12 protein-coding genes are annotated in these 13,412 nt (G+C 64.0%); 8 read left to right on the top strand and 4 right to left on the bottom strand.

The genetic code is table 11. The features are described from left to right. Positions 1-98: 98 nt before the first annotated feature. Together AC0L4C_RS00795 and AC0L4C_RS00790 are read left to right on the top strand one after the other, a co-directional pair. Positions 99-875, top strand: coding sequence for an SDR family NAD(P)-dependent oxidoreductase (locus tag AC0L4C_RS00795; protein WP_473401614.1), 777 nt, complete (start codon positions 99-101; stop codon positions 873-875). Between the two features lie 88 nt (positions 876-963). Then, complete coding sequence (locus AC0L4C_RS00790; RefSeq protein WP_473401613.1) at positions 964-1,629, top strand: YiaD family glycine zipper/OmpA-like lipoprotein; 666 nt, start codon at positions 964-966, stop codon at positions 1,627-1,629. A gap of 62 nt (positions 1,630-1,691) precedes the next feature. Here the strand turns inward: AC0L4C_RS00790 and AC0L4C_RS00785 are convergent, their stop codons facing one another. Together AC0L4C_RS00785 and AC0L4C_RS00780 are read right to left on the bottom strand one after the other, a co-directional pair. Beyond that, positions 1,692-1,994 (bottom strand): hypothetical protein, encoded by a 303-nt coding sequence (locus AC0L4C_RS00785; RefSeq protein ID WP_473401612.1) that lies wholly within the window; start codon positions 1,992-1,994, stop codon positions 1,692-1,694. Beyond that, positions 1,994-2,251 carry a hypothetical protein gene (locus tag AC0L4C_RS00780; RefSeq protein ID WP_473401611.1) on the bottom strand — a complete coding sequence of 86 codons (258 nt, stop codon included), beginning with the start codon at positions 2,249-2,251 and terminating at the stop codon, positions 1,994-1,996. The genes AC0L4C_RS00785 and AC0L4C_RS00780 overlap by 1 nt, the downstream gene beginning before the upstream one ends. Before the next feature lie 141 nt (positions 2,252-2,392). On the opposite strand from AC0L4C_RS00780, the gene AC0L4C_RS00775 reads away from it, so the two are divergent. Then, complete coding sequence (locus tag AC0L4C_RS00775) at positions 2,393-4,000, top strand: EAL domain-containing protein (RefSeq protein WP_473401610.1); 1,608 nt, start codon at positions 2,393-2,395, stop codon at positions 3,998-4,000. 4 nt (positions 4,001-4,004) lie between these two features. On the opposite strand, the gene AC0L4C_RS00770 is transcribed toward AC0L4C_RS00775, so the two are convergent. After that, positions 4,005-4,943 carry a helix-turn-helix domain-containing protein gene (locus AC0L4C_RS00770; RefSeq protein ID WP_473401609.1) on the bottom strand — a complete coding sequence of 313 codons (939 nt, stop codon included), beginning with the start codon at positions 4,941-4,943 and terminating at the stop codon, positions 4,005-4,007. 155 nt (positions 4,944-5,098) lie between these two features. Between AC0L4C_RS00770 and AC0L4C_RS00765 the strand changes: the two genes are divergently transcribed. The 5 genes from AC0L4C_RS00765 to melA all read left to right on the top strand — a co-directional run bounded on the left by AC0L4C_RS00765 (position 5,099) and on the right by melA (position 12,530). Further along, positions 5,099-7,189 (top strand): ABC transporter substrate-binding protein, encoded by a 2,091-nt coding sequence (locus tag AC0L4C_RS00765; RefSeq protein ID WP_473401608.1) that lies wholly within the window; start codon positions 5,099-5,101, stop codon positions 7,187-7,189. Between the two features lie 74 nt (positions 7,190-7,263). Further along, a complete protein-coding gene (locus AC0L4C_RS00760) occupies positions 7,264-8,274 on the top strand; it encodes an ABC transporter permease (RefSeq protein ID WP_473403572.1) in 1,011 nt (336 codons plus the stop codon). Positions 8,275-8,330: 56 nt separating this feature from the next. After that, the gene (locus tag AC0L4C_RS00755; RefSeq protein WP_473403571.1) at positions 8,331-9,455 is read left to right on the top strand and encodes an ABC transporter permease; all 1,125 of its coding nucleotides are present in this window, start codon (positions 8,331-8,333) and stop codon (positions 9,453-9,455) included. A 7-nt stretch (positions 9,456-9,462) separates the two neighbouring features. Next, on the top strand, positions 9,463-11,130 hold the full coding sequence (locus tag AC0L4C_RS00750) for an ABC transporter ATP-binding protein (RefSeq protein WP_473401607.1): 1,668 nt from the start codon (positions 9,463-9,465) through the stop codon (positions 11,128-11,130). A gap of 32 nt (positions 11,131-11,162) precedes the next feature. Beyond that, positions 11,163-12,530: an alpha-galactosidase gene (melA, locus tag AC0L4C_RS00745; protein ID WP_473401606.1), complete on the top strand. Its 1,368-nt coding sequence runs from the start codon at positions 11,163-11,165 to the stop codon at positions 12,528-12,530. 1 nt (position 12,531) lies between these two features. Here melA and AC0L4C_RS00740 read toward each other — a convergent pair whose 3' ends face one another. Beyond that, the gene (locus AC0L4C_RS00740; RefSeq protein ID WP_473401605.1) at positions 12,532-13,395 is read right to left on the bottom strand and encodes a helix-turn-helix domain-containing protein; all 864 of its coding nucleotides are present in this window, start codon (positions 13,393-13,395) and stop codon (positions 12,532-12,534) included. Positions 13,396-13,412: the final 17 nt, after the last annotated feature.

Raw genomic sequence — 13,412 nt, 5'->3', positions numbered from 1 at the left:
GGGCGGGGCCTTGTCTCGCCGCACGGGCGTGACCTTGCCGGAGCCGAACGGCTGCGCTAGGAGCCCTTGCCCGCCTTTCCCGTTTCCGGAGTTTGAAAATGACCACCTCGACCTTTGCCAGCTATCCCAGCCTCGACGGTACGCCGGTGATCATCTCGGGCGGTGCCTCGGGGATCGGTGAGGGCCTGGTCCGCGAGTTTGCCGCGCAGGGCAGCAAGGTCGGCTTTGTCGATATTGCCGCCGAAGCGGGCCACGCGTTGGCCGCCGAGCTGCAGGCCAAGGGCCAGACCGCCATGTTTACCCAGTGCGACGTCACCGACATCGCGGCCTATCGCGCCGCGATTGCCGGGTTCGAGGGTCAGCACGGCCCGGCGCTGGCCCTGGTCAACAACGCCGCCCATGACGAACGGCACCAATGGGACAAGGTCACCCCGGAATTCTGGGACCGGGCGATCTCGGTCAATCTCAAGCATTCCTTCTTCGCCGCCCAGGCGGTGCTGCCCGGCATGATCGCCGCCGGCAAGGGCTCGATCATCAATTTCGGCTCGATCAGCTGGATGATCATGGTCGGCAATCTCGCCGCCTACACGGCGTCAAAGGCGGCCATGCACGGCATGTCGCGCTCGCTGGCGCGCGACGTCGGACCGCATGGCGTGCGGGTCAATACGCTGGTGCCCGGCTGGATCATGACCGAGCGGCAGCTGACCCACTGGGTGGATGACGCCGCCAACAAGCTGATCGACGAGCAGCAGGCACTCAAGGGGCGGCTCTACCCGGTTGATATCGCCCGGATGGCATTGTTTCTCGCCGCCGACGACAGCAAGATGATCTCCGCGCAGGACTTCGTTGTCGACGGTGGTTGGGCACACGGCTAGATTGCCGCACAAGGCCGGCGCTGCAGTCACCGTGCTGCCGCAATCAGCGTTAAGAAACGCGCCAGCAAACCTCATGGGGGACGACTACATGAAATCCAAGGTGATAATGGCCGGTCTGGCAGCGCTGCTGCTCAGCGCCTGCACCTCGACCAATCCCTATACCGGCGCCAGCCAGGTCTCCAACACCACCGGCGGTGCGCTGGTCGGTGCGGGCGGCGGTGCCATTCTGGGTGCCATCGCCGGCGCTGCCACCGGTAACGACCCGCGCGTCGGCGCGCTGATCGGCGCCGGCATCGGTGGCCTGTCGGGCGCTGCCATCGGGTCGTACATGGATCAGCAGGAAGCCGAACTGCGCGCCCAGTTGCAGGGCACCGGCGTTTCGGTGACCCGCGTCGGCCAGCAGATCATCCTCAACATGCCGTCCAACATCACCTTCGCCGTCGACAAGTCGACGGTGCAGCCGCAGTTCAACGAGACGCTGGTGTCGGTTGGCCTGGTGCTCAAGAAGTTCAACAAGACCGTGGTCGACGTCTATGGCCACACCGACTCGTCCGGTTCGGACCAGTACAATCAGGACCTCAGCCAGCGTCGTGCGGTGGCCGTGGCGACCGTGCTGGCCAATCAGGGTGTCGACCAGCGTCGCTTCTTCATCGAAGGCCGTGGCGAGACCGACCCGATTGCCTCGAACGCCACCGAGGCCGGCCGGGCACAGAACCGCCGCGTCGAAATCCAGCTCTCGCCCATTCAGGGCTGAGCCGCTTCGGCATGGAGACAAGACAAAGGCCCGGAGCGATCCGGGCCTTTTGCTTTTGAAAACTATTGGGCGGGTGCCGGGTCCTGCTGCGCCGCGACCGGCGTACCAGGCTGCACGTCCGTGCCGGGGACGCCGTTGAGCATCTGCAGCAGCAGGATGACCAGCGCCACGACCCCCAGAGCAATCAGGCCGATGCGCCACCAGTTGCTCGGCGAGGTTGCGCCGAAGCTGCGCCGCACATTGCCGGTACCCCGGACTGTGGAGTCATCGGCGACGTCGAGTTCGTAGCCGTTCTCGTCGACCAGAAAGTCGACCTTGGCGTCACCCTTGTGACGATCATGTTCAGTCTTGCTGTCGGCGGCCATCAGTTGTCTCCCCAGATGACGGTGCGTGTCTGTTCGCCGCGCTGCGCACGGAGCCGCACCTCGGAAATGGCGTCGTCCACTTCTTCCGGCGCAAAGCCGAGATCGTCGGTATTGGGCGCGGCGCCGGTGACTTCGGCCTTGATTTCATGAAGCAGATCAAGCTTCTCGCGTGCCGTGAAGAGCGTGTGATGCGCAATTTCCATGGGCGTGAAGTGGCTCTGCCCGCCAGCCCGCGCCTTTGTTGAATCGAAGACCAAGACGCTTCTCCTCTGCTGGAAATGTAGGTTTCTATTCCAATGACTCAGTCGGCCAAAAGGTTCCGATCACATCCTGCTCCGAATTAACCCGTTATTGAGGACCGTCATTGCTGAATGAGCCTAAGAAAAACGGGTAGGCGGATGGCGAACTTCATCACATTGTTGATCCGGCAGTCGCATGTACGCCTGCTCGGATTTGTGCTGTGGGTTGCCGTATTTGTTCTGACGCTGCTCGGCGCGACCGGATTTTTCATCTACCAGGTCAATCAGACCATGATGAGCGAGGCCCGCGTCGCCATCGATCCCCACATCCGGCTGCGGCAAGGGGTGATCAATACCATCGGCGAAATGCAGCGGCGGCTGACGGCCGAACCCTGTTCGCCGCAGTTTCATGCGCAGCTGCGCGAGATCGCCTTTCTGCCCGACGGACTCAACGAGTTCCTCTATGCGCCGGGTGGCATCGCCAGGTGTTCGGTCGATCTCGATTTTGCACCCTATGACCTGGGTGAACCCGACAGCCGCCCGGGCGCCACCGGTGCCATGGTGTGGTACGCCCGGTCGCTCGACTTTGTCGGGCGTCCCGGCGTCAGGGGCGACATCGCCCTGTTCGGCGACTTCGCCATCGTTGTCCCGACCCAGACTGCTCCGGCGCTCAAGACCGAATGGCTCGACTACGAAGTGGTCTCGGTCACCTCGACCGGCAGCTACTGGCACCAGAACGGCAAGCTGGGAGTCTATGCAACGGCGCGGCAGGCGGGCGCCTGGTCCGATATCCTGCCGCTGGCCAATGGCGCCTTTGCCTATATCCAGCGGCCCACGGTCGGCGACGTCAGCGTGGCCTTGACCGGCAAGCTTTCGGCCATCCTCGCCGCCAACGTTTCCAACATTGCGCTCGCCATCGCGATCTGCGCCGTCATCGCCCTGGGCATCAGCGACCAGATCCACAATTTCCTGCGTCGCTTCTGGTCGTTCGACGCGCGGTTCCGCCGGCATTTCGACCGCGACAGCATTATCTGCGCCTACCAGCCGATCCTCTCGCTCGCCAGCGGCAATATTTCCGGCTGCGAAGTGCTGGTGCGCTGGCGCGATGTGGATGGCAGTACGGTGTTTCCCGATCAGTTCCTGCCGGCCATCGAGCGCTACGGGCTGGGCCGCGAACTGACGCGCTATGTCGTCGACCGTGCCTACGAGGAACTGTCGGCCCGCCTGCCGCCGCATCTCAAGCTGCAGGTCAATTTCAACATCTTCCCGGCCGATCTCGACGCCAAATGGCTGCGCGATGTCTTCGCGCGGTTCGAGGACCTACCGGATCGCTTCAGCGTGGTGGTCGAGATCGTCGAGAGCGACCACCTCGAGGCCGATCGGGCGCAGCACGAGATCGAGCAGCTCCGCCGCTACGGCATTAAGACCTATCTCGACGATTTCGGCACCGGCTACTCCAATATCCAGAACCTGGCGACGCTGGCGCTCGAGGGGGTCAAGCTGGACCGCTCGTTCGCCATGTCGCCCGATGGCAGCCTGATGAGCCGGATGCTGCTGCACACCATCGAAATGATCCACTCCGCCGGCCACCGCGTCACGGTGGAAGGCGTCGAGAGCGAAGAGCGGCTGCAACTGATCAAGGCCACCGAGCAGGTGGACTTCGTCCAGGGGTATCTCGTCTCGCGGCCGATCGAGATCGACCGCTTTGTCGAGTTCCTGACCCAGAAGGGCTCACCCGCCGCCCGCCGGCCGCGGCTGGTGGCCTGAACGGCTAGACCTGGTGGAAGTAGTTGGCGCGCATCTGGCGTGGCGTGATGCCGTAGGCGTTGCGGAACTGCTCGTAGAACTGGCTGAGGGCTGAAAAGCCGCTCTGGAAGGCCACGTTCTCGATCGACAGGCTGCCTTCGAACAGCAGCGAGCGCGCCCGGATCAGCCGCATGCGCACCACGAACTTGTGGATCGAGACGTTCATGACCGAGGTGAAGAGGTTGAGCGCGTAGTTGGGGTGCAGCCCGACCACTTTGGCGATGTCCTCGGCCCGCAGCGGATCGGCGAGATGCTCGAGGATATGCTTGATCATCGCCACCACATAGCGCAGCGGCGTGGCGCCCTTGGTCGACGGCGTCACCGCCTCGATCCATGGCGGCAGCAACTCATCCCAGCCATCGACTGCGGCGCGGCGCAGCATCAGCGCGATCTCCGACTTGAGGATGTCGGCGCGCTCTGCATCGCCGCGGCGGTAGTCGTCGTACCAGCGTCTGAGCGTGTCGTTGCCGATGGTGTCGAGGGGCAGGGCAATGACGCCGCCGCCCATCATCGTCTCGGTCAGCCGGCCCAGGTTGGGCATGTGCAGGAACGAATCCAGCGGCAGGTAGATATTGCATTGCCGCGCATCATCGCCCGGTCCGCGATCGACACTGATGGTGCGATGCGGGATGCCGGCCCAGAACATCACCAGCCGGTTTGCCGGCACCGTGGCCGGGTGCCCGTCGATCACGTATTCCATGCTGCCGGCCGTCAGCCAGTTCATCTCGATATGGCCGTGGAAATGCTCGGCCGGCATCAGCTGCGGGTCGAACCAGCGCACGCCGAAGCGGCCGAAAGCCGACATCTTGGCGTAGAACTGGCGATCGGGACGCGGCACCGGTCGCGGCGCCGTGCCGGACTTGCCGGAGCTCACGGGACTATTCTTGCCGGGTACGTGCGTCATGGCTTCTGACCTTTAGAAACCGGAATAACTCATCCAGATAACCGCATTGCTGCCGTCTCCGCAAGGACTAGCATCCAGCCTGTTCGGACAGCGGAGAGTGGGCGAGGAGGCCTGTTCCCGGCACGTGTTGTGCTGTCCGGTGACAGGGAGGTATCATGCGCAAACACCTATATGCCCTTGGCGGGGCAGGACTTTTTCTCGGCGTTTCCATGCTGGCGACGCAAGCCCAGATGGTTCAGCCGACGACCCCGCCCGACCCGCCGACATTTGATGCTCAGGGCACGCCGGACTTCGTCGGCGTCAGCGACATTCTCGAGTACAAGGCCCTGCCCGAGTACCACGAGCCCGACTGGGTGACGTCGAAATATGTCGATACCGGCAAGCTGCCGCCGGTGGCCGAGCGCCTGCCGAAAGAGCCCATGGTCTACAAGACCTCCAACATGCCCGACGGCGTCGGTGTCTATGGCGACGTGATGCGTCACGTCATCGGCGGCCGGCCGGAAGGCTGGAACTATTCCGCCGGCCAGTCGCAGGGCTGGGGCGGTATCGACATCGGCATGTCCGAGTGTCTGACCCGCACCGGGCCGCTGTTCCAGATCAAGGCCGAGGAACTGGCGCCGATGCCGAACCTCGCCAAGAGCTGGGAATGGTCGGAAGACGGTCACAAGCTGACCATGCATCTGGTCGAGGGCGCCAAGTGGTCGGACGGTATGCCGTTCACCACCGCGGACGCCATGTTCTACTGGGAGGACAATGTCCTCGATCCCAACGTGTCGCCGCTCAACGGCGCGACGCCCGAGACCTTTGGTGTCGGCACGACGCTTGAAGCGACCGACGACTACACGCTGGTCTGGACCTTCAAGGATGCCTTCCCGGCCCAGTATATCTACCAGATGGCCTATGGCACGTTCTGCCCAGGCCCGGCTCATATCCTCAAGCCCGAGCATCCCAAGTACAAGTCGGGCCAGACCTACGACGAGTACAAGAACGCCTTCCCGCCCGAATACATGAATATTCCGGTGATGGGCGCCTGGGTGCCGGTCGAGTACCGCGCCGATGACATCGTCGTGCTGCGCCGCAATCCCTACTACTGGAAGGTCGACGACCAGGGCAACCAGTTGCCCTACCTCGACGAACTCGAGTATCGCCTCTCCACCTGGGCCGACCGCGACGTGCAGGCGGTTGCCGGTACTGGCGACTTCTCCAATCTCGAGCAGGCCGAAAGCTATGTCGAAGCGCTCAAGCGCTCCGCCGAGGCCTCCGCGCCGGCCCGTCTCGCCTTCGGTGCCCGCACCATCGGCTACACGCTCTATCCCAACCTCTCCGGCAATGGCTGGGGCGAACCGGATGCGCGTGCCCAGGCCGTGCGCGAGCTCAACCGCAACCTCGACTTCCGCCTCGCCGTCACCTCGGCGCTTGACCGTCAGGCCCTGGGCGACAGCCTCGTGAAGGGCCCGTTCACTGCCATCTATCCGGGCGGCCTCTATGCCGGCACGACCTACTACGATCAGGCTTCGACGGTGTACTATCCGTACAATCTCGACGGCGCCAAGGAACTGCTGGCCAAGATCGGCCTCGTCGATACCGACGGCAACGGCATCGTGAACTTCCCCGCCGACACCGCCGGAGTGGGTGGCAAGGACGTGGAGATCACCGTGCTCGCCAATGCCGACTACCAGACCGACAAGTCGCTGGCAGAAGGCGTGGTTGCGCAGATGGAACGGCTCGGTCTCCGGGTCATTCCGAACACGCTTGCCGGTACGCAGCGTGACGCGACCGAACAGTCGGGCCAGTTCGACTGGACGATCCGTCGCAACGGTTCGGAACTGATCTCGGTGGTCCAGGGCACTGTGGCGCTCGCGCCCACCGGCCCGCGCATCTCCGCGCATCACCGCGCTGGTACAGACGACACGCTCGACCTGCTGCCGTGGGAGCAGGAGATGGTGGATGTGGTCAACGCGTTCATCGCCACCAACGATGCCGCGGAGCGCGCCGACCTGATGAAGCAGTACCAGAAGCTCTATACGGAGAACGTGAACGGCATCGGCCTGACGCAGTATCCGGGCGCCCTGATCATCAACAAGCGGTTCGCTAATATCCCCGCCGGTGCTCCGATCTTCATGTTCAACTGGGCCGAAGACAACATCATCCGCGAGCGCGTCTACGTGCCCGAGGACAAGCAGGCAGACTACGAACTGCATCCCGAAACCCTCCCGGGTGCGCCCGGCTCGGCTGGCGTCATGTAGCCACCAGCTGAACCAGCGGCGAGGGGGCACTGCTCCCTCGCCACCCCACCCGCGCGAGATACCCGATGATCCAGATCCTACGCTTTCTTGTGATGCGATTGGCCGCTGCGGTGCCGATCCTGATTGTGCTCAGCGTCGTCACGTTCGCGATCATCCAGGCCCCGCCGGGCGACTATGGTGACTACATCCGCTCGATGCTGATGAACCAGGGCGGCGCCACGGCCGAGGAGGCCGAAGTGCAGGCCGAGGCCTACCGTGTGGCCAACGGCCTCAACGATCCGCTGCCGATCCAGTACCTGAACTGGATGAAGGGCATCGTCACCGAGTTCGATTTCGGACATTCGCTCTACTACAACAAGCCGGTGGGCGATGTGGTCAGCGAACGGCTGCCGCGGACCATCATGCTGGCGCTGACCTGTCACATCCTCGCCTCGATCATCGGCATCTCGCTCGGCATCATCGCCGCCACGCGGCAATACTCCTGGATCGATACCTCGCTCGGCGTGCTGTCGTTCCTCGGCATGACCGTGCCCAGGTTTCTCCTGGCGCTGATCATCATCTATCTGCTCGCCTTCAAGCTCAACGTGCAGGAGATCGGCAGCTTCTTCTCGTCCCGCTACGGCGGTGCGCCCTGGAGCTGGGAGAAGTTCGTCGATCTCGTCCAGCATGTCTGGCCGGTGATCCTGATCGCCACCTTCGGCGGCCTCGCCTACAATATGCGTGTCATGCGCGCCAACCTGCTCGACGTGCTGAACGCCCAGTATGTCGAGACGGCCCGGGCCAAGGGCCTGGGGGAGGGCGCCGTCATCCTCAAGCATGCCGTGCCCAATGCGCTGCATCCGCTGGTTGCCTATCAGGGTGTCGTGCTGCCCTACATGCTGACCGGTGAAATCGAGGTCGCCATCGTCTTCGGCCTGCCCACGGTCGGCCCGGCGATTGTCGGTTCGATGGCAGTGGGCGACGTCTATGTCACCGCCACCTTCATGCTGGTGCTCGCCGTGACGCTGATCATCGGCAACATCATTTCCGATCTGCTGCTGGTCGCCCTCGATCCGCGGGTACGGCTGGGAGGCGGTGACCAATGAGCAAGCTCGACGAACGCTCCGCCATTCCGCTGCCCACCGATGTCGGCGGCGGCCCCATGCCGACGCCGGCCGAAGAGGCGCCGCACGAGCCGCAGCTGCGCCATGCCCATGGCAACGAAACCTATGCCACGCTGGTCTGGCGCCGCTTCCGGCGCTCGGTGATGGGCATGATCGGCCTGGTGCTGGTGGTGACGCTGCTGGTGCTGGCGCTGTTCGGCGATTTTTTCGCGCCGATGGACCCCAAGCGCACCGATATCGGCTTCGCGCCGCCCGACCATATCGAATTCCAGGCGCCCGACGGCAGCTTCAGCCTGCTGCCCTTCGTCTATCCGATCGTCGAGAGCGGCGAGCTCGATCCGATCACCTTCCAGCCGCTCAACGGCCCGGACCGGTCCAACCCGACGACGCTCGGCTTCTTCGTTGCCGGCCATAGCTACAACCTGCTCGGCCTCATTCCGACAAACCTGCATTTCTTCGGTTCGACCGATGGCCGTCCGATCCATTTTCTCGGTACCGACAAGTTCGGCCGCGACATTCTTTCGCGCGGCATCGTCGGCTCGCAGATCTCGCTGACCATTGCCCTCGCCGTGGTGACCATGACCACCGTGATCGGTACGCTCGTCGGCATCGCCTCGGGCTATCTGGGTGGCCGCACCGATATCTGGATCCAGCGCTTCGTCGAGTTCGTCCTCGCCTTTCCGCAATTGCCGCTCTACCTGGCGCTGACGTCGCTGATCCCGGTCACCGCGCCCTCCAACGTCTTCATCGCCTTCGTCATTGGCGTCATGGCGGTGCTCGGCTGGGCGCAACTGAGCCGCGAGGTGCGTTCCAAGACGCTGTCGCTCGCCCGCATCGAATATGTGCGGGCGGCCATCGCCGTCGGCTCGTCGGATGCGCGCATCATTACCCGCCACATCCTGCCCAATGTCTCGAGCCACCTGATCGTCGCCGTCACCATGGCGATCCCGACGGTCGTGCTGCTCGAGAGTTTCCTCGGCTTCCTCGGCTTTGCGGTGAAGCCGCCGCTGATCTCCTGGGGGCTGATGCTGCAGGATACCGGCACCTTCTCGGTGATCGGCTCCTATCCCTGGATCCTGTCTCCGGTGCTGTTCGTCCTGATCACCGTCTTCGCGTTCAATGCGCTCGGCGATGGCCTGCGCGACGCAATCGACCCCTATTGAGAGCGCGATGACCCCCAACACCGAAAACTTCAGTCCACCCGAGCGCCTCGACCTCAACGAGCATGGTCGCGAGCTGATCCTCGACGCGCGCAACATCAAGGTCGATTTCAAGGTCGAGGGTGGCGTGGTCAATGCCGTCAAGGACGTGTCGTTCCAGTTGCACAAGGGCGAGACGATCGCGCTGGTGGGCGAGTCCGGATCGGGCAAGTCGGTGACCGCCCGCACCATCATGCGCCTGCTGACCAAGCGCGCCAGGGTGGGCAAGGAGACGCGTATTTCGCTGGCCGGCCGCGACATCTACAAGCTGTCGCTGTCGGAGATGCGCAAGCTGCGCGGCAACGACGTGTCGATGATCTTCCAGGAGCCGATGAGTTCGCTGAACCCGGTCTACACCATCGGCCAGCAGCTCTGCGAAGTGCTGCATCTGCACAACAATATCTCGCGGCCCGAGGCGATGAAGCGCGCCGAAAAACTGCTCGAGGAAGTGCAGATCCCCGAGCCTTCGGCGCGTCTGCGCTCCTATCCGCACCAGCTCTCGGGCGGCCAGCGGCAGCGCGTGATGATCGCCATGGCGCTCGCCAACCGTCCCGACATCCTGATCGCCGACGAGCCGACAACCGCCCTCGACGTCACCGTGCAGGCGCAGATCCTCAACCTGATCAAGGACCTCAAGGCCAAGTACGGCATGGCCGTGATCCTGATCACGCACGACCTGACGATCGTCCGGCAGTTTTCGGAGTATGTCTATGTGATGCAGCACGGCCGGGTGCAGGAGCACAACACCACCGAGGCGCTGTTCGAGAACCCGCGCCACGCCTATACGCGGCACCTGCTGGCCTCCGAACCCAAGGGCACGGCCAAACCGCTCGGCCCCGGCGAGCCGACCATCCTGCTGGGCGAAGACGTCAAGGTGAGCTTCACGCTCAAGCGTGGCGGCTTTTTCAAGCCCGACTTCTTCGAACTGGTGGCCGTGGACAACCTCTCGCTCAACCTCCGGCGCCACGAAACGCTGGGGCTGGTGGGCGAGTCGGGCTCGGGCAAGACCACCTTCGGGCAGGCGCTGATCCGCCTGATCGGCAATCAGGGCGGCCAGATCTTCTTCGACGGCCAGCCGATCCACAACAAGGATCGCGAGGCCATGCGGCCATTGCGCCAGCGCATGCAGATCGTCTTCCAGGACCCGTTCGCCTCGCTCAACCCGCGCATGTCGGTGCGGCAGATTCTCGAGGAAGGGCTGATCGTCAACAAGATCGGCGACGGCGGGCGCGACCGCCTCGACCGGGTGCGCACGGCGCTGCGCGATTCCGGTCTGCCCGACAACATCCTGAACCGCTTCCCGCATGAGTTTTCGGGCGGGCAGCGCCAGCGCATCGCCATCGCCCGGGCCATCGCGCTGGAGCCCGAATTCATCCTGCTCGACGAGCCGACTTCGGCTCTCGACCTCTCGGTGCAGGCCCAGATCATCGAATTGCTGCGCAAGCTGCAGGACGAGCGCGGGCTGTCGTACCTGTTCATTTCGCACGACCTCAAGGTGGTGCGCGCCCTCTGCCACCGCGTCATGGTCATGCAATATGGCAAGATCGTTGAAGAAGGACCGGTATCCGAGGTTCTCAGCAACCCCAAGACTGAATACACATCCAAGCTCGTCCGGGCTGCGTTCGAAATCGCCGCATAAAGGCCGGCGCTGAATTTTACTGGAGACGTTTTATGGCCAACCCAAAGATTACCTTCATCGGCGCCGGCTCGTCCGTGTTCATGAAGAACATTGTCGGCGACATCCTGCAGCGCAAGGGGCTGGCAGGCGCCGAGGTCCGGCTGATGGATATCAATCCGCAGCGGCTCGAAGAGAGCGCCATCATCGCCGGCAAGCTGGTGACCACGTTCGGCGTGCCGGCGACGGTGAAGACCTACTCGAACCAGCGTGAAGCGCTGGACGGCACGAATTTCGTCGTCGTCTGCTTCCAGATCGGCGGCTACGAGCCCTCGACCGTCGTCGATTTCGAGGTGCCCAAGAAGTACAACCTGCGCCAGACCATTGCCGACACGCTCGGCGTCGGCGGCATCATGCGCGGGCTGCGCACCGTGCCGCATCTGTGGAGCATCTGCGAGGACATGCTGCAGGTCGCGCCCGAGGCGATCATGCTGCAATACGTCAACCCGATGGCCATCAACACCTGGGCCATTGCCGAGAAATACCCCACCATCAAGCAGGTCGGCCTCTGCCACTCGGTGCAGGGCACGGCCATGGAGCTGGCGCACGATCTCGACATTCCCTACGAGGAGATCCGCTATCGCTCGGCCGGCATCAACCACATGGCCTTCTACCTCAAGTTCGAGCATCGCCAGGCGGACGGCTCCTACCGGGATCTCTATCCCGACCTAGTCCGCGCCTATCGCGAGGGTCGTGCCCCCAAGGCCGGCTGGAACCCGCGCTGCCCCAACAAGGTGCGCTACGAGATGCTCACGCGGCTCGGCTATTTCGTCACCGAAAGCTCCGAGCACTTCGCCGAGTACACGCCCTATTTCATCAAGGAAGGCCGCGAGGACCTGATCGAGAAGTTCGGCATCCCGCTCGACGAATATCCCAAGCGCTGCGTCGAGCAGATTGCCAAGTGGAAAACCACCTCCGAGCAGTACCGGACGGCCAACACCATCGAGGTAGCACAGTCCAAGGAATATGCCTCCGAGATCGTCAACGCGGTGTGGACCGGCGAGCCGGGCGTCATCTACGGCAATGTGCGCAACAATGGTGTCATCACCTCGCTCCCCGACAAGGCGGCGGTGGAAGTGCCGTGCCTCGTCGATGCCTCGGGCATCCAGCCGACCTATATCGGCGAGCTGCCGCCGCAACTGACGGCGCTGATGCGCACCAATATCAACGTGCAGGAACTGACCGTGGCGGCACTGATGACCGAGAACCGCGAGCACATATACCACGCTGCCATGATGGACCCGCATACGGCGGCCGAGCTCGACCTCGAGCAGATCTGGAACCTCGTCGACGACCTGCTGGCCGGCCATGGCGACTGGATCCCGGAATGGGCCCGCGTGGCACCCAGGCAGCGCGTCGCCTGAGCTAGAATTCCCCGCCAAGCGCCGACGCCCGGAAAGCACTGGGCGTCGTGCCATGGGCGCGGCGGAAGGCCTTGGCGAAATAGTTCGCATCGCCGAAACCGCAGCCTGCAGCGATGTCGCCGACATTGGAGTCCGTGGCAATCAGCAGCCGCTCGGCGCGCTCCATGCGCTGGCCAAATACATAGGCCGACGGAGAGACGCCCAGTGCCGCAGTGAACACACGCACGAAATGGGCGCGGCTCAGTTGCGCCAAGCCGGCCAGCCGCTCGACATCGAGCCCGCTGCCCAGGTTCTGCTCGATATAGCGCTGCACCCGCAGGATCGCCGCCGGGGCACTGGAGACCTCCGAGGCCTCGCCCAGGGCGCCGTCGTGCACCGCCATGATGCCGGCGTAAGCCATCGCCGAGGCTTCGCCGGTCGGCACCGTACCGCGGATCAGCCCCAGGCAGCTGGCCGCCAGCCGGTTCACCACGTCGCTGCCGGGACGTAGCACCGGACCGCGGGCATCGAGCACGGCGCGGGCGATGCGCAGTGCCTCCCGGCCATTGAGCGTGATCCAGAAATACTCCCAGCTCTGCCCCTGGGCCAGCCAGTAGCGGTTGCGGTGCGGAAAGCTGAGCAGCATCGTATCGCCCGGCAGGAGCGCATGATGCGTGCCCTCGAAATCGAGCTCGCCGCGGCCGGCGATGGTGTGCTGGATCACCGCGAACGGCGCGCCGCCGCGCTTCAGCCCCTCCCACGAATAGGCCTCGTTGAAGCGCCGCTCGAAGCCGGCCCCGGTGGCCATGCAATGCAGCGCCAGCGACCCCTTGGGCAGGCTCAGCAGGCGCAGCCCGTGGCCGTGCCGGATCAGGTCGGAAAGCACAAAATCACCCGTGAGCG

The sequence above is a fragment of the Devosia sp. J20-27 genome (assembly GCF_055808595.1).
The sequence above is the reverse complement of the archived record's forward strand: the minus strand, read 5'-3'. Positions and strand labels throughout refer to the sequence as shown.